Here is a 17,653-nt window from a genome sequence, read left to right as displayed (position 1 = left end):
ACGTCGGCATGCAGGAGGACGCTGAACCACACCTTCGGAGCCGAAGGATAGGGAAAATCCCAGGAATCCCACGGCAGATAGTTATGAGTCTTTCCAGCTACGAAGCCCCAATTGTAGGCACCGACGTTGTGCTGCTTCGCTATTGGAAGGATTCCTTCAGCAGTGCTGCCGAGCGACCGAGCCAGATACTCGGTGCATATGATCGGTCGCCCCAGCGGAGCGAGCTCGGCGATCCGAGCCTCGAAGTCGGCGGGTTTGGCATAGGAGTGGAACGTGATCACGTCTGAGTTGTCGAGCTGGATGCCACTCATCGTGCTGCGGCGCGCTCCCCAACTCCCCTGCCAGACGCCGCTGGTCAACGGCTGAGCCGGATCGACCGAACGCGCCCACTGGAACACTTGCGGCAGTAGCGCCGCGACGAGTTCCACTTTGTCCTTCCTCTCCACCTTCCGATACACGCTCGCGGGATTGTCGGGTTCATTCCACAGATCCCAACCCAGCACGCGATTGTCATTGCGGAACAGACTCAACACTCCCGTCACGTAGTCCTGAAGAACACCCCGGTAGCCGGGGTCGGCGAGGTGCTCTGCACCGGGGCTTTGCACCCACCCGGAGTTGTGCACCCCAGGGGTCGGTGCGCGCTGAGGCCCCAGTGCGGGGTGCGGGTCCCAGCAGGAGTCGAACAACACGAAGAGTGGCTTGATGCCGTGGCTCGCCGCAATGGTGACGAATTGCCCAAGACGGTTCGCGAAGCCCTGGCGGTCCTGGGCCCACAATAGATCGTGCAGGAAGACCCGCATGGTGTTGAATCCGGCCTGTCGAGCTACGCGCAGCTCACTGTCGATGCGCCGAGGGTCATAGGTACCTGGCTGAAACATCTCGAGCTGATTGATGGCCGTCGACGTGATGTAGTTCGCGCCGACCAGCCAACCCTGTGCCTTATACCAGGTGTTGGCGCGGTCGACCGACCACCGGCCCGGGTCGGCCGAGGCGAGGGGCAGTCGCGTCAGCGCCGCGCCTGCTGCTAGTAGCAGCGGTAGCTGAAGGGCTGTTCGACGGCGCACTGAGCAAACCTAATGTGCCTCGGAGGTGCACCCGGGCTTGCTTATCGATTCGCAATCATTTGAAGTTGCGATCGTTACCCGGACCCAACGGCCGGCCGACGACCTCGTCGTGAGCTTCGGCCTCGACCGGTGGCGGGCTACCCATGGCTCGTCCGGGCTCCGCCCGCTGGAACCGACGGTCTAGCGCTCCGCCCGCGACGGTGCGAACACCCTCGACGGTGACGCGCCGGTAGGACCATGGCCCTTCCTGTGAACGTGACACCGACGGCGATCGGCGTATAGCTGATTCGCATTGCAGCTTCAGGCTTTTCGTAGTCTGACGGCGCTGAATTGAGGTGGAGCCGGATTACGACGTCTGCCCATGGGATGGCGAAGCCGGCTTGAAGACAGAGAGAAGGGAGGAAGGCAGAATGAGCACCACCGTAGTCAGGAGGTTGCGGCTGTACGCCGCAGCCTTTGGTTGTTGCGCCGCAATCACTTTGGTTTGTCTAGCGGCCCACCTCACACAGAGTTCGCAAGTTCACGCAGCTGGCATCTCGGAGGGACAAGCAGTCACCGTCTCTACCCCGTCAGCCACCCCCGCCATCACGAAGGCCGTGCCGAGCATCACCGGCCCCGCACCGCTGTACGCCGGTGAAGCGCCAGACTCGAATCCGCAGGCGCAGATTCCCTGACGCCATCACGTCAGGCCCGTCACACCCATCTTCGCGCAGCGCCTTCAGCGAGTCCGCTACGCGTTCGCCCACTGGTCCCACGGCACGCTCCAGTCGCCGTTCTGCCAGAGCTGCAACGGTTTACCGCCCGAATTGCGCACCTCGACGACGTCGCCGGGGACGGAGAAGTCGTAAAACCACGCCGCGTTGTCACGGTTGAGGTTCAGGCAGCCGTGACTGGTATCGGTGTGTCCCTGCGCCCACACCGTGCTGTCGAGCTCGTGCAGATAGACGCCATCGGTGCTGACGCGCACCGCGTAGTTGATGCTCTCCTTGTAGCCGAGGTGCGAATTGATGGGCAACCCATAGGTCGAGGAGTCCATGACCACGGGGTTGCTCTTGTCCAACACCGTGTAGACACCGGGTTGGGTCCAAAAGCTCAACGTCGTGTTTCCGACGTTGTCGGTGCCCCCACGGCCCATCGAGGTAGGCATCGTGCGCACCAGCGTCCCGCCGTCGTAAACGCTGACCTGCTTGGTGGCGTCGTCGGCGATCGACACGTGCGAGGCTCCGACGGTGAACGTCACGGGTGGTTGCTGCCCGGTCGTGACGGTGACTGCGGTTCCCGGCGGGTAATACTGCGGCGGTCGCCAATGCGCGGTCCTGTCGTCGACCCAGTGCCAGGCACCGGATACCGGCGGCGAGGTGGACACCACCAGCTGCTGCTCTGCCATGCCGCGGTCCCCGACGGGGGCGTCGAAGTGTGCGACGACGACGGCGCCGACGCCGTAGGTGCCACCGTCTTGCAACGCGGCACCCGACGTGGTGGTCAGCGAAACCCCAGGCAGGCCAGCATCGTCAGCGCGGGACACACCCGCAGTAACGAAGAGTAGCGCCACCGCGACTGCCACTACCGCACACAGGGTCACAGGGACGCGACACGCACCGGTCATTCACAACTCCAACGATTCGACGTGCTTTAGATCTAGGCACACATGGTAGGTCCGCAACCTGACCACGCTCCCTCGCCAGGCGCTCGACGTCAGTCATCGCTCACCGCCGCGACGAGTTTTGCTCACCGCGCCATTCCGTCGGGCTGAATAGTGGTGCGTGGTGATATAAGCCTCGAAGATCGTGCCGATTCGGTCGCAGCATTACTGCAAAGCCTTCGCGTTGATCCTCATTGAACAGGTCAATCGAAATGGCGTGTTCGCCCACACGGCATAACTAGTCATTCCTGCCGTGGGCGATGTTCCGCGGTTCGTTGCGCGCCATGGGCGACCCCGAGATAGCTAGCGCCACTATCCAACTCGCAATCCGCGAATGCGACGAGAAATACGCCGGATGCTTCCGGAGATATCCCGTGACGGTATTATCCCCGCAACTCGAGATCTTTGACACGACGCGCCACTACAGAAGGACCAGCCATGGCTGAACGCATCATTCGTCAACTCATCGACGACCTCGATCAGACCGAGATCGTCGACGGCAAGGGCGGCTCGGTGCAATTCGCCCTCCGCGGCACCACCTACACCATCGACTTGACCGACGCGAACATCGCCAGGCTCGACAAGGCGCTCGCGCCGTTCGTGGAGGCGGCCGCCAAAGCCAACGACCACCCCGCCCCGACGACACGGTCCGCGGCCTCATCGACCCGGAAGAAGCGAGCGGGAAGGCGGACGGCCAAGCACACCACCACCAACTCGACGGCGACGGTTCGGGCCTGGGCAGCGGAGAACGGCCACGAGGTCAGAACCCGAGGTCGGATTCCCGCCTCGGTAAGCGAGGCGTACGACTTGGCGCACCGGCCGACGAAGTGATCGCCGACCCGCCAGAGCCGGTCTCGGGTTCGCATGTCCAAGTTGCCAGGCCGCCGGATCCACCGCGCTTGCCTGGCCCCCTTCCTGGGTAGTCGCTACCCGTGACGATGCAAGCGAAAACGGTGCCCGCGACGATCGAGCCCCTGCTGCCGACTGCGGTCGGACCGATCTCAGCGTGTGTCCTGGACCTGCTGGGCGGCGCATGGACATCCTGTGACGATGCCGTCGACGTCGATGGCGCCGATCCGTACGGCCTGGACCTGCAGCTGGCGCTTTGCGTCTGTTACGAACTGCACTACCGCGGCTTCGCCGGAGTAGAGGGTTCGTGGGAGTGGGATCCCGTCCTGCTCGGCCTCCGCGGACGCCTCGAGCGGGTCTTCTTCGACGCCGTATGCCGCGACGTGGGTGACGTGAACGAAGACGAAACCGCCGCCGATGCCATGGCCGCGTTGTCCGTGGAACCCGTGGACGGCACCGGGCTCTCGTACTTTCTGCGCGACGAAGGCACGTGGGCGCAGATGCAGGAGTACTTCGTGCACCGGTCGATCTACCACCTCAAGGAGGGAGACCCGCACGCATTCGCCATACCGCGGCTCGTCGGCGGCGCCAAGGCTGCGTTCGTGGCCATCGAATATGACGAGTACGGCGCAGGTCGCGGCGGGCGCGTTCATCAGCAACTCTTCGCCGAGCTTCTGGAGGCAGCCGACCTGGATGCCACCTATCTCGGCTATCTCGACGACGTCCCTGCCGACGCCCTGACGGTGGTCAACCTGATGTCGATGTTCGGGCTGCACCGCGACCTGCGGGGCGCGGCGGTGGGGCACTTCGCCTCGACGGAGATCACGTCGCCGCCAGGATCGGCGCGGATCGTGCAGGCGCTGCAACGATTGGGCGCTCCCGAACGCTGCGCCGGGTTCTACCGCGAGCACGTCGAGGCCGACGCCGTGCATGAACAGGTGGTGCGCCACGATGTCGTCGGAGACCTCGTCGCCCGTGAACCGGCCCTGGATCGCGACGTGGTGTTCGGCATCCGGGCGCGCGACGTGGTCGAGGACCGACTGGCCGACCACATGCTTGCCTGCTGGCGGGCCGGCAAGTCGTCGCTACGGACCCGGGTAGCGTCCGACTAAGCCGCTTTGGCGGATGGGACTTGCTGCGCCGACACACGCAGATCGCCGCCACGAAACCGCGTCGTCCGGGCCGGTCACGACCGGTCCGCGCGCACGACGGCGAGGCGCTCCTCGCGCCTGCCGGCCTCGAGCAGCCCGTTGCACTCCAACCAGTGCGCGCGCGCCAACAGCACCGGACCGAACGGGATGCACTGCTCGGCAACGACATCGGCGTGCAGTCCGGAGGCGCGTAGCCCCTCCACCGTCCGATCGACGTCGGCGAACTCGGAGTGCACGATGAGGATCGTGCCGCCGGGGGCCAGGATTTCAGGCGCTCGCTCGCACAGCGGATCGAGGACCTGGCGCCCGTCGGGGCCGGCATTCCACGCGGTGGCGGGTCCTGCGTCCACGGGAATCGGCCCATCGTCGGCGTCTTCGGCGAAGGGCATATAGGGAGGATTGCATGTCACCACGTCGAACGGTTCGAATTCGGTTGCCCGCGACCAGGATCCGCGATGCACGTGTACGCGGACTCCAGCCGCCGCCGCATTGGCCCTCGCGCAGGTGACCGCGCGAGGACTCATCTCGAACGCGGAGACCGCCGCCGCCCCCTGCGCCGCTGCGGCCAAGGCCACCGCACCGCTTCCCGAGCACAGGTCGGCGACCCGGCTTCCCTGGGCGCGTCCAGTGGAACGAAGTGCTTCAATCAACAGCGCTGAGTCTTCCTGCGGCCGATATACGCCATTCGGAACCTGGATCGCCGCGGGTCGATCAATCAGCTCGTCGGTGAAGACTGTGGTCACAGCGGTGCTCCGTCGCGTGTCATTGGTGTGGTCGTGCCACGCATGCCCCGTAACGCAATCTTTGAACCGTAGAAACGTCGATCAACGACGATGGGTCGAGCCTCACCCGACGTTCTCAGCAGCGGGTGATCGACTTCTCGACGATGACGAAGTCGCCGACCACACGACCGGCGCTCGGTTCGAAACTTCCGGTCTCAGCGCCCAGCAGCGACGTGGCGGCCTCCAGCGCGCCGGCGATCCAGCTGAACAGCTGAACGGGCGGCATCTGGACCTCCCGTGCGATCCGCGCGCGCGACGATTCGCTCACACCTGCCGAGAGCACCAGGTGTCGGACCGATGAGCCCAGCGCGCGGCCTTGCGTCTCCACGCCTGCACTGAAGTCGCGGATAGCGCTCGTTACTTCTGCAGCTATAGCTGTTGTCACCATGACACCTCCGCAGTTGGCAACGCAATCGCGCCGAACATTGATACCCAGCTGCCATGCTGTGCAAACAAGTGCTTGCCACGGCTAGCGGTCACGTGACCCAACCCCCGGCCGGACCGGGAGGACGATGCCGCGTCCGACGCCATTGGCGGTCGCGACGCGGCCGTGGGCCGGACGTCGCCACTTACCGCTTCACGTCACGCTTATGTCGGCACGCTTACGTCGGCTCGTCGGTGCCGAACAGTTCACGCCACTCGGTATCCGCGGTCACCATGGCCGGCAGGTCCTCGAAACCTGGCGACCACCCGTGACACTCGGCGTCAATGAACGCCTCGGCGATGGTGACTGGCGAGAGGTCGGCATCCCGCGCCGTCGCGATCAGCTCGGGAACCGAGCTCGATGGAAACTGCTGCCCGACGAGGAAGCCCTCCGCGACGTGCAGCATGCGAGCGACCTCATCATCGATGTTGCCGGGCAGGCCTGACGGAATTCGAGTTGGCTTTGACACGCAGCTCACCTCTTCTGCTAGCACACCGACGCGTTGTCTGGGCGTCTAACGGGTGTGTTAACCCCAATGGTCACAGTTCAATCACGGGGCCGTCGGTCAATTCGCAAACACGGCACGAGCCGAGACGTCGACGCCCGACTCATTCTTCCTTGGCGGATGTGCTCGACGTCGCTATCTCACTCATCCGCGCGAATATCGTCGAGCGGGCGTCGGGCGCGGTGATCAGGTGGCGAGCAACCTCGGTCAGGTGATCGCCATGAATACGGGCGTAGCGGCGCAGCAACGTGAAGGCTTCATCGACGGAGACGTCCATCCGCTCTCGCACGTATCCCTTTGCCTGCTCCACCACGCGCCGGCTGGTCAGGGCGCGCTGCAGACGCGGTGGCACGCTCACCGGTGTGGGGTGCTCCTGGAGAATCGCGACGCCTGCGATGTGGGCCAGGGTCTGGGCTACCAGCTGATCGGCGTCGTTGAGTTCACCTACGTCGGCGCCGAACAGGCCCAGTGCGCCCAGCACGGTGCCTGCCGCGCGCATGGGAACTGCGTGCACCGAGGCGAAGCCCGCCTCGGTGGCAGCGGGAACGAAGCGCGGCCAGCGTTCCAGAGCGGTCGTCAGGTCTGCCACCGAGACCGGCTCCCCGGTGGCGTAGCAATCCAGGCACGGGCCCTGGTCGGCTTGCAGCTGAAAGAGTTCAAGGTCGTGTGTCTTCTCCGAGGTGGCCGCCATGAGGTGCAGGTGACCCCGCACATCGGCGAGCAGCAATCCGGTCGCGGTGACGTCGAGCAACTTCGCGCAGCGTTCGGTGAGCTCGGTCAGGAGCTCGACGACGTCGAAGTCGTCGAGCAGGCTGTCCACGAGGGTGATGACAGCATCCAGGACTTGGGTCTCGCGGGGTTGCTCGGTCACGATCGACTCCATTCTGCGCCGATGTCCGTTCGGTTGACCATGCGGATTTCCATGCAGGTCATCAGGCCTCGAGTCGCAATCGCCGATCGATGATGTCCCTGGCGACCTCGGTAGCGCTCTTGCCGCTGGAGTACGCGTGCGCTCGCAATCGCACCAGGGCCTCGGTCGGGCCGATGTCCAGTTGTGCCATCAGCATCCCGGAGGCTTGACCGACTTCAGCCCGCGACAGCGTCTGCAGTTCGTCCCAGGCGTTGCTATCGGGGTCGGTCGCCGCAGTCTGTAACTCGACGTCGAGGAGATCGAGCATTGGGAGCTGGGCGAGCTCGGCAGCGATCAGCGCACCGGCCAAGTCTTCGCCGACCAGAGGCCCGGGCCGAGCGCGAAACAAGTCCAATGCCCCGATGTATTCACCCGCGACCAGGACTGGCATCGCCGACACGCCGCGGATCTGATGGGCGAGTAACGCCGGCCCGTACATCGGCCACCGATCCTCGTCGGGATCGGCCAGGTCAACGACCATCACGGCCGCGCGGCCGGTCACTGAGTCCAGGCACGGTCCCTCCCCAAGGGTGAACTGCAATTCGTCATAGGCCCGGCCCATCGCCCCGCTGGCTCCGAGTGTTCCGATGTTGACACCTTCGTAGACCAATGAAATCGCCGCCGCCTCGACGTCCAACAGTGAGACGCAGACTTCACACAACCGGTCGGCCGCTCCGGTACCGCGCTGATCACCCACCGCGGCGCGAAGTCGCTCCTCGATCGTCACACGCTGACCAGCTGACGAAAGCCGCGGACGAGTCGGTCCCAAGCCCGATCGAGGGGTTCCAGTGGCATGGACTCCTCCATCCGAGTCGAGCCTCCAGCCTGACACAGAACGTCGTCGGTCGACCGATTGTTGCGCCGCGGATTCGGGGCCAACGACGCGGGAGGTCCTCGACGACTGCGTTCGCGCTGGGCACCGCCGCGTGAACGGTCACAGTTGCTGGTTGCCAAGATCAACGTCAGCGTCAATGATCTTGATGGATGTTCATGCCTCGTGTTCGGGTGACGCCTCGCCCCAGACCCCGGCGTGATCCACCCAGACTCAAGAGGGGGCCGCCATGGGTGAACGACGTAGACAACAGCCACTGACCGACGCACAGGGGTACCTGCGCCAACTACCAGCACTCACTCTTCTGGACCGATTGCCCACCGCCATGCTCGGTGTCGGACACCTCGGCGACATCGCCTACGCCAATCCTGCATGTGCCGAGATGCTCGGATACCCGGACGGCGAAACGGTCACCCGGCTACAGCTGCCCGCGTTGCTGACCGGGCACGAGGCTCTCGCACCCGCCGACTGTTTGACCACGTTGCAAACGGCCGCCGCGGTCGTCGAGTGGAACCACAACCAGAACTACGTGGTCCGGACCATGGTGTCAGCACCGCTCTTGCTGCACGAAACGGGCACGCTGCTACTCATAGGCGTCACCGATGTCACCGCCTGGCTGTGGGAGACCAGCCGAGTGGTGGACGCGCCGCGGACCGAGGCGCACAGGCACTCGAGACGAACCGCCGCCAGTGGAGCACGAGTGGAGTAAGGTGAACCTCAGCGTTCCCTGGTCCCAGGACCCCGGCCCCCGGTGCGGCTTCATGCCGACCAATTTGAGGGGCCGTGCCCATGCATCAATTGTCATCCGTTATTCCTGACACTCAAAGTCGTTGTCTTCCTGGAGCATCACGGCAAACCTGGGCTACGTGCGCCGCGCCGAGGCAGGCCCTGCCGAGCATCGGCATCCCATCGGCGGTCCTTCGACTCCGCCAGGTAGGCACCACCGAATCCCCAGGATCCGAAGCGGATCCTCGGCCCGGCGTGACCATCTCCATTCACCACGCCGACGCGGTGACGACGATATGTGTGGAAGGCGAGCTGGACATGCTCACCGCACCGACCTTGGCCGAATACGTCAACGTCGTGTTCGCCGGGACCTCCCGAGCCGTCGTTATCGACCTGAACCACGTCGAATTCCTTTCCGCCGCAGGACTTGAAGTGCTGGCGAGTGCGCGCCGAACCGCCGGGCCCGGCACTGGCATCGCACTCGTGGCGGCCGGTCGCGCAGTCAGACGCCCGATCCAACTCACCGGGATTGACGAGATACTGCCGGTGTTCTTGACACGGTCGGCCGCAATCACCGCATTGACCGCCCTCCAACGGCATCAATCAGCTACCACCTGATCGGCACGTTACGGGCCGGCAAGAGTAACACTCATTGCGCGCCGTCCGAAACCAGCAGCGGATGGGTGTACGGCACTTTGCCTGGGCTGCAGGGTGATACGACGATGCCCCACTCCCCCGGTCGCCTCGACCACATGCGCGTCTCGGGGTCACGCTGTGTGGTCGGGGTCAAGTCGAGGCCGATCGTCACGGTGTCCTCGCCACCGGCGGGCAGCTCGACCCGACGGAAGCCGACCAACTGCGGCGCGGTGTCGGGGGCATCACTGATGGCGTAGACCTGAGCGACAGTGGAGCCAGCGCGCTGGCCGGTGTTGCGGACGTGGACTCCTGCGACCGCCTCGTCGTCGGACACGCGGTGATCGACGAGTTCCATGTCGAACGTGGTGTAGCCCAATCCGAATCCGAACGGATACGCCGCCCGGTTGCCGTCCCGGTCGAGTTTGCGCTGGCCCCACCAGGAGTCGTAGACGATCTTCTCGGCCCGGACGTCGAAGAACGGCAGGTGGCGCGCATCGGTGGGAATGGCGACCGGTAACCGTCCGCCCGGTTCCTGGGCGCCGGTGAGGACGTCGGCGATCGCGCGACCGCCTTCCATCCCCGGGTACCAGGCCATCAGGATCGCCGGAACTCGATGCCGCCAGGCCTCCATGATGATCGCGCTACCGCCGATCACGACGACGGCGGTTCTCGGGTTGGCCGACGCGACGGCCGAGATGACTGCCTCGTCGGCACGGTGCAGCGTCAAGGACCGACGGTCGCCGCCCTTGGCGAACCGCTTCCCGACGGTGGCGAGCTTCCCTCCCACGAACTGCAGAACCCTTGAATTGAACGGGAACCCGAGCTCGTTGAGGGTGTCGGCGTTCGTGTTGGTGAGGTACTCGCCCTCGTCGTTGAAGGTCATTCCCGCCACCACGATGGCGGCGTCGGCTTCGGTGGCCGCCCGCTTCGCGGCGGCGGGATCGCTGCCGTCGACGTACACGATCACGGTGTTCGGCAGCGCCTCGCGCAGACCGTCCAGTGGTGAGGACACCGCAGGAGGGCGCACTCGCGAAGACCCGTGGTCGCCGAGGTTGGCCTCGGTGGCCAGAGCTCCGATCACGGCGAGACGACGGATCGCCTGCGGCAACGGCAAGACCGCGGCGCCGTCGACGGACTCGTTCTTGAGAAGGACGGCTCCACGGGCAGCGACGTGACGCGCGAGGACCCGGTGCTCAGCCTTCGCGACCACTGACGCCGGCGGCTCACTCTCGTCGCGGATTGCGTAGTGCCGCAGGGTGGTAGCCAAAATGCGTCGGGCCGACCTCAACACCGTGCCGCGGGACAGGCGGCCACCGGCGAGGGCGTTCGGCAGCGCGCGGGCACGGAGCAGCCGCAACGGCATCTCGAGGTCCAAGCCGGCTTCCAGGCTCCGCACTGCTTCGTGGGTTCCGAACACCCAGTCGCTGCTGACGAATCCTTCGAAACCCCATTCGTCGCGCAGAATCTCGGTGAGCAGCACCTCGTTCACGTCGAGGAAGTCGCCGTTGACCGAGTTGTAGGAACTCATCACCGAATCCGCACCGGCGTCGATCACCGCCTTGAAGTGCGGCAGATACACCTCGTGCAACGCATGCTCGTCGACGGTGACGTCGATCGTGAAGCGGGTGTTCTCGATCGAATTGAGAGCAAAGTGCTTCACACATGCCATCACGTTGCGACGCAGCCCACGCGTCAGCCCCGCCCCCATCCGGCCAGTGAGGACCGGGTCCTCGCCGTAGCACTCCTGCGCGCGCCCCCAAGCTGGGTGCCGGAGCAGGTTCACACAGACCGCGCCCGAGTAGTTGGCCCCTGCCGCACGGCCCTCCAGACCCATTACCTGCCCTACGCGTTCTTCGAGGTCGGGCTCCCACGTCGCCGCGCGGGCCATGGTCACGGGGAACGCGGTCGAGTGACCGATGACCACGCCACGCGGCCCGTCGCTGAATCGGATGCCGGGGATGCCCAGGCGCGGTAGCGCTCCACCCTTGAGCGCGACCGTGCTGAACTTCTTGGCCATCCCCACGATGTCACGCAAACGCGTGTCACCGTCGAGCAGCCAGAGCAACTCGTCGTCAGCCAGCTGCGCCACCAGGCGCTCGGCGGCCTCGTCGGCGGTGATTTCCCCCGCCCGCAGTTGGCGCACGCCGTCGCCGAAGGTGAAGTTCGTTGCCTGCGCCGAGGATGTCGACATCGTTGACCGGTTTCCCATCACGTCTCTTATCTACCATTCGGTAGTTGGTACCTACCGAATGGTAGGTTACGCTCGTCGACATGCCGCCGTCCAGTGAACCCACTCGGACGCGAACCAGATTCGCACCCGAGACCAGGCGGCTTCAGATCGTCACCGAAGCGACGCGCCTGATCGCGCGCTCGGGATTCAACGCCGTGTCGCTCAACGACATCGCCGAAGCCTGTGGAATCCGCAAATCCTCAGTGCTGCACTACTTCCCGACGATGAATGATCTGCTCACCGGCGTCCTCACCCAGCGCGACCTCGATGAATACGCATCAGGTGAACTCCGCTCCTCAGCGATGGGTCGGCGCGATCTGCGCGCACACCTGCGGCAGGTGGTCCAACGGAATCTGCAGATGCGGCAGATCATCACGCTCTACGCGGTACTGAACGTGGAGGCCATCGATCCCCGTCACCCCGCCCACCACTACTTCGTCGAACGCACCCGGTTCGCACTGCAGGTGTTCGAAGGCCTGCTCGAATGGAAGTCCGATCCACCGACCGCGGCACGGCAGCTACTCGCATTCTGGCAGGGTCTCGAAGCACTGTGGGTCGGCGACCCGAGCACGGACTTCCTGCGCGTGTGGGATGCGTTCTGCGACGACTTCTTTCGATCGTGACCCCACTTCGCTCAGCCTGGGCGGGACCCCGTTGGCCATGTCCAGCAACGCGGTGCCGGCCGGGCCGATGTCCCGTTGGTCGATCACGAGCTGTCGATGACTCCTTCGTGTGCCGGCGTCCACAGCACACCGTGGGTTTCATCGGGAATACTCTGGTCCCGACGACGGCTTGTCTGATGATGTCGACTGATGGGAATGGCGCATGAAGATCGGGATCTCCACGTTTGTCACCGATGACGGTATCGACCCGGTGTCGCTGGCGCAGGCGATCGAGGAGCGGGACTTCGACTCGCTGGTGATCGCTGAACATACGCACATCCCGGCGAGCCGGGAGTCGGCGTACCCAATGGGTGGCGAGTTGCCCGACATCTACTACCGGACACTGGATCCGTTCGTCACCCTCGCCGCGGCCGCCGCCGTCACGTCGAAGATCGAATTGTTCACCGGGATCGCACTTCTCATTCAACGCGATCCGATCACTACCGCAAAAGAGGCCGCGAGCATCGACCTGATCTCGGGCGGGCGTTTCATCTTCGGAGTGGGTGCCGGGTGGAACATCGAGGAGCTGCGCGACCACGGCACGGATCCGAAGACGCGTGGCGCACTGCTGGACGAGCGCATCGAGGCCATCAGGGCCCTGTGGACGACCGACCCCGCTGAGTACCACGGCAAGTACGTCGACTTCGATCCGTCCTACAGTCGTCCCAAGCCGGTGCAAAAGCCGCATCCTCCCATCTACATCGGCGGCGACTCCAACGCCACCGTCAAGCGGGTGATTCGACACGAGGCAGGCTGGATCTCCAATCCGCTCCCCGTGGAGCATTTGGCGAAGCGCATCGGTCAGATTCGCGACGGCGCGCGCCACGACGTCCCGCTGGCACAGTTCGGCACACCCACCGATCCCGACTACTGGCGCGCCGTCGAAGACCTGGGCTTCGGGCAGGTGGCACTGCTGTTGCCCACCCGGCCGCTCGACGAATCACTACGACTGCTCGACGAATACGCCGCGGCGGTAGCGCAATATCGCGGCTGAGAATCAGCCATGTGATCGCCCGCTCGGGCTGAACACCACTCAACGCGCCCCGCGGACCAACCGACCCGGACGTGCACCCGTGTCGACGCCGTCGCGACGGGTCACGACTCCGCTGACGATCGTGGCGTCGTAGCCGGACGCGCCCTGAACCAGTCGATGCCCGCCGGCAGGCAGGTCGTAGGCCATCCGCGGAGCGTGCAGCGTGAGCGCGTCCATGTCGATCACGTTGACGTCGGCCTTCTTTCCGACACCGATGACGCCCCGATCGGTGAGTCCGAACAGTTGCGCGGTGTCATGCGTCTGCTTGCGCACGACGTACTCCAGCGGCAGCTTGTCCCCGCGATGGCGGTCGCGCGCCCAGTGCGTCAGCAGGAAGGTGGGATACGAGGCGTCACAGATCATGCTGCAGTGCGCGCCACCGTCCGACAGCCCAAGGACGCCGGCAGGATGGGTCATCATTTCGCGGATCGCGTCGTGATTGCCGTCGGAGTAGTTGAACATCGGCAACATCAGCATGGCACCCGCATCGGCTTCCAGCATGAGGTCGTACATCGCCGCGAGCGGGTCCTGGCCGCGGTCGCGGGCGATGGCGGCGACGGTGCGCTCGGCGGTGGGCTCGTAGTCGGGCGGTTCGCCCATCGAGTAGAGCCGCTCCGTCGAATACTGTGCGAGCGCGAACATGCCGTCGAACAACAGGTTTGGGTCGACGGGGAGATCGTCCTCGGCCAGGATGGCGGCCCGCACGGCGGGTTCGGCCAGACGCGAGGCGAGGTCCTCACGGCCGCACGCGGCCTTCAACCGTCGATACGTCGGACGGTGGGTGAAGGCGTGGTGGCCGGGGAATCCGAGCAGCATCCCGAACGGGCGAGCGGCGATCTGAGGATGGAGGCGACTGCCCGCCTCGTGTGCGGCCGCCGAGATGTCGAGCTGCTCACGCCACAGGTTGGGGTCGGCGTCGACCTGGATCAACGCGAAGCTCAACGCACAGTCGATGTCGGCGCCGAGCCGCCGCATCCACTCGAGTTCCTTCTTCGGCGCGACGATGTCCTCCCCGGCCGCTCCTTGCGGCGCAAGTTCGAACACGCCTGCGCCGCCTGCCGCCATGGCGCGACCGAGGGCGAACAGTTCGTCTTCGGCGGCGAACGTTCCCGGGACGGGTTCGCCGTCCATGGCGCGGTGTGCAATCGTGCGGGACGACGAGAAGCCAAGTGCTCCAGCCTCTACCGCGTCCCGAACCAGCCGGCTCATCGCCGCGATGTCCTCAGGGGTCGCCGGCTCGTTGCGAGCGCCCCGCTCCCCCATCGCGTACGCCCGGACGGTTCCGTGGGCGATCTGACTGCCGAAGTCGACGGCAAGTTCACGCTCACCGATGACGTCGAGATACTCCGCGTAGCTCTCCCAGCCCCACGTGATGCCCTCGGTCAGAGCCGTCCCGGGGATGTCCTCGACACCCTCCATCAGCGCGATGAGCCATTCCTCGCTGCCTGGCCGCACCGGCGCGAAGCCCACGCCGCAGTTGCCTGCGACGACGGTGGTCACGCCGTGATTGCTGGACGGTTCCAGCACACTGTCCCAGCTGACCTGACCGTCGTAGTGGGTGTGGATGTCGACGAATCCCGGTGCGACGTGCTTTCCCGTCGCGTCGATCGTCTCGGTCGCATTTCCTTCCAGCGAGGGGTCGCCTGGCCCGCGGCGACGCACCTCGACGATCTTTCCGTCCTTGATCCCCACGTCGGCCAGGTATCGATCCGCTCCCGTGCCGTCCACCACGGTGCCACCAGTGATCTTGAGGTCGAACACGATTACTCCCTCGAAAGTCGCGCCAGCCGATATGGTGGTGAATGTAACACCGTTACAGACGGCTGGAGCCGAATCCCGAGGGGCGGATCGTGACGCAGACGGCACAGGTCGGCAAGCCGGCTCACGCGAGGCGCGAGGATGCGGTCGGAACGCCGCCGCTACGACCCACCCTGGTACCCGTGGAGCGCTATCTCTCGGTCGAATTCGCCCGGCTGGAGACACAGCGGATGTGGCCAAGGGTGTGGCAGGTGGCGTGCACGGTCGACCATGTGGCCGAGGCGGGAGATTACTTCGAATACCGTTGCGGCCCTTACTCCATACTGATCGTTCGCGGTGACGACGGTACGCTGCGCGCCTTCCAGAACGTATGCAGGCACCGGGGCAACTCGCTGTGCAGTGGGTCGGGCGCTGACTTGCGTGAACTGCGGTGCGGTTATCACGGGTGGACTTGGGATCTCTCTGGCGTGCTCACACGCGTGCCCAGCCGCAAGGGCTTCGGCGCGCTGCGGTTGGCAGAGCTTCCCCTCATCACCGTGAACGTGGACACCTGGGAGCGGCTCGTCTTCGTCAACCTCGACGCCGCCGCCATGCCCCTGGCCGACTACCTGGAGGCGGTCCCGCATGACATCGCCTGGAACCGACTTGGCGAATACCGGTGCTACGCCACGATGACCGTGGAGATCGACGCGAACTGGAAGACCATCGCCGATGGGTTCAGCGAGACCTATCACATCCAGACATTGCACCCCGAGCTTCACCGATGCATGGACGACGTCCATGCACCGCAGGTGATCTGGGGCCACACGGGCAAGTCCGAACAGCTCTACGGCGTACCCAGCCCGACCATCAAGGAGCAGTTGTCCGCTGCCGAGGTGTGGGACGCCTACGTGTGCACGCAGGGCGCTCTGATGGGCGTGGCGGAGGACGCCCCGTTCCCGGTGGATCAGTGTCAGCCCGGCATGGCGGCAATCGACGCGATCGCAGAGCGGACAAAGGCCTTCGCCACCGAACGTGGCGTCGACCTGAGCTGGGCCAGCACCGACCAGATGTTGCGCCTGCATCAGTACAATGTCTTCCCCAACATGACGCTGCTGACCAATGCCGATCACCTGACGGTGATGACGTCACATCCGGGCGCCGACCCGGACCACGGTGAACTCGTGATGATGCTGTGGATGCGGATGCCACCCGGCGCACCGCGCAGCAAGCCGCTCGACGTGCGGATGACGGCCGACGAGGCTCATCCCGGTCTGGTTCTGACCCAGGACATCACGGTACTGCCGGGACTGCAGCGCGGCATGCGACAGCCAGGGTTCACGCACGTGGTGCTGTCCAACGAAGAACGGCGCGTGATCAACATGCACCGCAACCTCGAACGCTATCTGGGCTTGCCCGAGTCGGACCGGATCACCGGAGGTGAGCCCGTTGACGCCCCAGCACAGCAGCAGCAGCGCCAAGGAGCCCGTCAGCGCTGAACGCATCCTCGCGACTGCGGCACGGCTGATCGAGCTCGACGGCGTCGAAGCGTTCACCATGCGCCGACTCGCCGAGCAGCTGGGCGTCGCGGTGACCTCGATCTACTGGCACATCGGCGGGCGGGACAAGTTGCTCGACGGCCTGGTCGACAGGTTGCTCAGTGAGATCACGAACCTCCCGAGCAGTGGCTCGAATCCCGTCGATCGCATTGCGTCACTTGCCCGCTCACAACGCAGGATGCTCATCGAGCGACAGCACCTCCTTGGCATCGCGCACGAACGCGACCGGACACCACAGCTGTTCCTGCCGATACAACAGTCGTTGGCGGCACACTTGGCCGAGCTGGGGGTGACCGGAACCGACGCCGCGCTCCTCTTACGAGCCGTGCAGGTCCACGTCATTTCGTCCGCGGTGATGCAGTTCTCGGCGGTGCGCGGGGTCAAACACGACGAGGAGGACCCAACGCTGTGGGCAAACGCCTGGCCCGATCAGGCGCTCGTCGAAGCTCTTCAGTCCCCTACCGACTACGACGCGGTGTTCGAGTACGGGCTCGAAGCATTGCTGACGCCGCTGCGGGCGCGACGCCCCGCACCACGTCGCCAAGCCGACTAGGCGTGCGCAAACCCCGATGGCACATCGGGGCGACCGTCGATTCGCTTGGACAACAGCGTAATCCACGCCTGGAGGCCAGCGATGGGCCCGTTCTCAGCAGGTCCGCGGTCAATCTCGGGCGCTGTTCGCCGCTCCAGCAGCTCGACGATCCGTCGACACCTGGCGGCCTCGAGCACCACCTCGTCGTGCGGAGCACTCGCGAGTCGATCTTCTGGCCAGCGACCGTAGAACGCCGCGGACTGATTGAGGAGCACGATCAACTCCGGGGTGGCCTTCCACCCCGGCCGACGCGCCAGCCGGCTGGCAGCGCCGCCGATCGCGAACAGCGCCAGCAGCGAGGCGAGCGTCAGGGCCAACC

General features: G+C 65.3%; 17 protein-coding genes and 1 pseudogene. 8 read left to right on the top strand and 10 right to left on the bottom strand.

Translation table 11 applies throughout. The features are described from left to right. The coding region (locus ACRDUX_RS13085) for a cellulase family glycosylhydrolase (RefSeq protein ID WP_526414453.1) at nt 1-1,064 on the bottom strand (1,064 nt) is incomplete at its 3' end. A 730-nt stretch (nt 1,065-1,794) separates the two neighbouring features. Then, nucleotides 1,795-2,556: pseudogene (locus ACRDUX_RS13080) on the bottom strand (L,D-transpeptidase); the annotation flags it as partial. A 588-nt stretch (nt 2,557-3,144) separates the two neighbouring features. Here ACRDUX_RS13080 and ACRDUX_RS13075 point away from each other — a divergent pair. Both ACRDUX_RS13075 and ACRDUX_RS13070 read left to right on the top strand, forming a co-directional pair. Continuing rightward, complete coding sequence (locus tag ACRDUX_RS13075; RefSeq protein ID WP_526414452.1) at nt 3,145-3,537, top strand: Lsr2 dimerization domain-containing protein; 393 nt, start codon at nt 3,145-3,147, stop codon at nt 3,535-3,537. 107 nt (nt 3,538-3,644) lie between these two features. After that, complete coding sequence (locus ACRDUX_RS13070) at nt 3,645-4,667, top strand: iron-containing redox enzyme family protein (RefSeq protein WP_526414454.1); 1,023 nt, start codon at nt 3,645-3,647, stop codon at nt 4,665-4,667. A 74-nt stretch (nt 4,668-4,741) separates the two neighbouring features. On the opposite strand, the gene ACRDUX_RS13065 is transcribed toward ACRDUX_RS13070, so the two are convergent. The 5 genes from ACRDUX_RS13065 to ACRDUX_RS13045 all read right to left on the bottom strand — a co-directional run bounded on the left by ACRDUX_RS13065 (nt 4,742) and on the right by ACRDUX_RS13045 (nt 8,054). After that, nucleotides 4,742-5,449 carry a HemK2/MTQ2 family protein methyltransferase gene (locus ACRDUX_RS13065; RefSeq protein ID WP_526414451.1) on the bottom strand — a complete coding sequence of 236 codons (708 nt, stop codon included), beginning with the start codon at nt 5,447-5,449 and terminating at the stop codon, nt 4,742-4,744. Between the two features lie 115 nt (nt 5,450-5,564). Further along, nucleotides 5,565-5,816 (bottom strand): hypothetical protein, encoded by a 252-nt coding sequence (locus tag ACRDUX_RS13060; RefSeq protein WP_526414450.1) that lies wholly within the window; start codon nt 5,814-5,816, stop codon nt 5,565-5,567. Between the two features lie 274 nt (nt 5,817-6,090). Beyond that, nucleotides 6,091-6,381, bottom strand: coding sequence for a hypothetical protein (locus ACRDUX_RS13055; protein WP_526414449.1), 291 nt, complete (start codon nt 6,379-6,381; stop codon nt 6,091-6,093). A gap of 139 nt (nt 6,382-6,520) precedes the next feature. Then, complete coding sequence (locus ACRDUX_RS13050) at nt 6,521-7,288, bottom strand: GAF domain-containing protein (protein WP_526414448.1); 768 nt, start codon at nt 7,286-7,288, stop codon at nt 6,521-6,523. A gap of 61 nt (nt 7,289-7,349) precedes the next feature. After that, nucleotides 7,350-8,054 carry an ANTAR domain-containing protein gene (locus tag ACRDUX_RS13045; protein ID WP_526414447.1) on the bottom strand — a complete coding sequence of 235 codons (705 nt, stop codon included), beginning with the start codon at nt 8,052-8,054 and terminating at the stop codon, nt 7,350-7,352. Nucleotides 8,055-8,388: 334 nt separating this feature from the next. On the opposite strand from ACRDUX_RS13045, the gene ACRDUX_RS13040 reads away from it, so the two are divergent. Beyond that, nucleotides 8,389-8,868, top strand: a complete 480-nt coding sequence (locus ACRDUX_RS13040; RefSeq protein ID WP_526414446.1) for a hypothetical protein — start codon at nt 8,389-8,391, stop codon at nt 8,866-8,868. A gap of 272 nt (nt 8,869-9,140) precedes the next feature. Continuing rightward, nucleotides 9,141-9,503, top strand: a complete 363-nt coding sequence (locus tag ACRDUX_RS13035) for an STAS domain-containing protein (protein WP_526414445.1) — start codon at nt 9,141-9,143, stop codon at nt 9,501-9,503. A 31-nt stretch (nt 9,504-9,534) separates the two neighbouring features. Here ACRDUX_RS13035 and ACRDUX_RS13030 read toward each other — a convergent pair whose 3' ends face one another. Continuing rightward, nucleotides 9,535-11,712 carry a glycoside hydrolase family 3 protein gene (locus ACRDUX_RS13030; protein ID WP_526414444.1) on the bottom strand — a complete coding sequence of 726 codons (2,178 nt, stop codon included), beginning with the start codon at nt 11,710-11,712 and terminating at the stop codon, nt 9,535-9,537. An 80-nt stretch (nt 11,713-11,792) separates the two neighbouring features. On the opposite strand from ACRDUX_RS13030, the gene ACRDUX_RS13025 reads away from it, so the two are divergent. Then, nucleotides 11,793-12,374 carry a TetR/AcrR family transcriptional regulator gene (locus tag ACRDUX_RS13025; RefSeq protein ID WP_526414443.1) on the top strand — a complete coding sequence of 194 codons (582 nt, stop codon included), beginning with the start codon at nt 11,793-11,795 and terminating at the stop codon, nt 12,372-12,374. Between the two features lie 202 nt (nt 12,375-12,576). Continuing rightward, nucleotides 12,577-13,407: an LLM class F420-dependent oxidoreductase gene (locus ACRDUX_RS13020; RefSeq protein ID WP_526414442.1), complete on the top strand. Its 831-nt coding sequence runs from the start codon at nt 12,577-12,579 to the stop codon at nt 13,405-13,407. A gap of 39 nt (nt 13,408-13,446) precedes the next feature. On the opposite strand, the gene ACRDUX_RS13015 is transcribed toward ACRDUX_RS13020, so the two are convergent. After that, the gene (locus ACRDUX_RS13015; protein WP_526414441.1) at nt 13,447-15,207 is read right to left on the bottom strand and encodes an N-acyl-D-amino-acid deacylase family protein; all 1,761 of its coding nucleotides are present in this window, start codon (nt 15,205-15,207) and stop codon (nt 13,447-13,449) included. A gap of 89 nt (nt 15,208-15,296) precedes the next feature. Here ACRDUX_RS13015 and ACRDUX_RS13010 point away from each other — a divergent pair, with 89 nt between their 5' ends. Further along, nucleotides 15,297-16,682 carry an aromatic ring-hydroxylating oxygenase subunit alpha gene (locus ACRDUX_RS13010; protein WP_526414440.1) on the top strand — a complete coding sequence of 462 codons (1,386 nt, stop codon included), beginning with the start codon at nt 15,297-15,299 and terminating at the stop codon, nt 16,680-16,682. Further along, nucleotides 16,624-17,295, top strand: coding sequence for a TetR/AcrR family transcriptional regulator (locus tag ACRDUX_RS13005; RefSeq protein ID WP_526414439.1), 672 nt, complete (start codon nt 16,624-16,626; stop codon nt 17,293-17,295). Before ACRDUX_RS13010 ends, ACRDUX_RS13005 begins: the two co-directional genes overlap by 59 nt. On the opposite strand, the gene ACRDUX_RS13000 is transcribed toward ACRDUX_RS13005, so the two are convergent. Continuing rightward, nucleotides 17,292-17,653: hypothetical protein (locus ACRDUX_RS13000; protein ID WP_526414438.1), on the bottom strand; the 362-nt coding region annotated here is incomplete at its 5' end. The two genes, ACRDUX_RS13005 and ACRDUX_RS13000, sit on opposite strands and share 4 nt — an antisense overlap.

The organism is Mycobacterium sp. (assembly GCF_050701675.1).
Classification (GTDB): Bacteria; Actinomycetota; Actinomycetes; order Mycobacteriales; family Mycobacteriaceae; genus Mycobacterium.
Note: the sequence above shows the minus strand (reverse complement) of the source record. Positions and strands in the feature narration are given on the sequence as shown.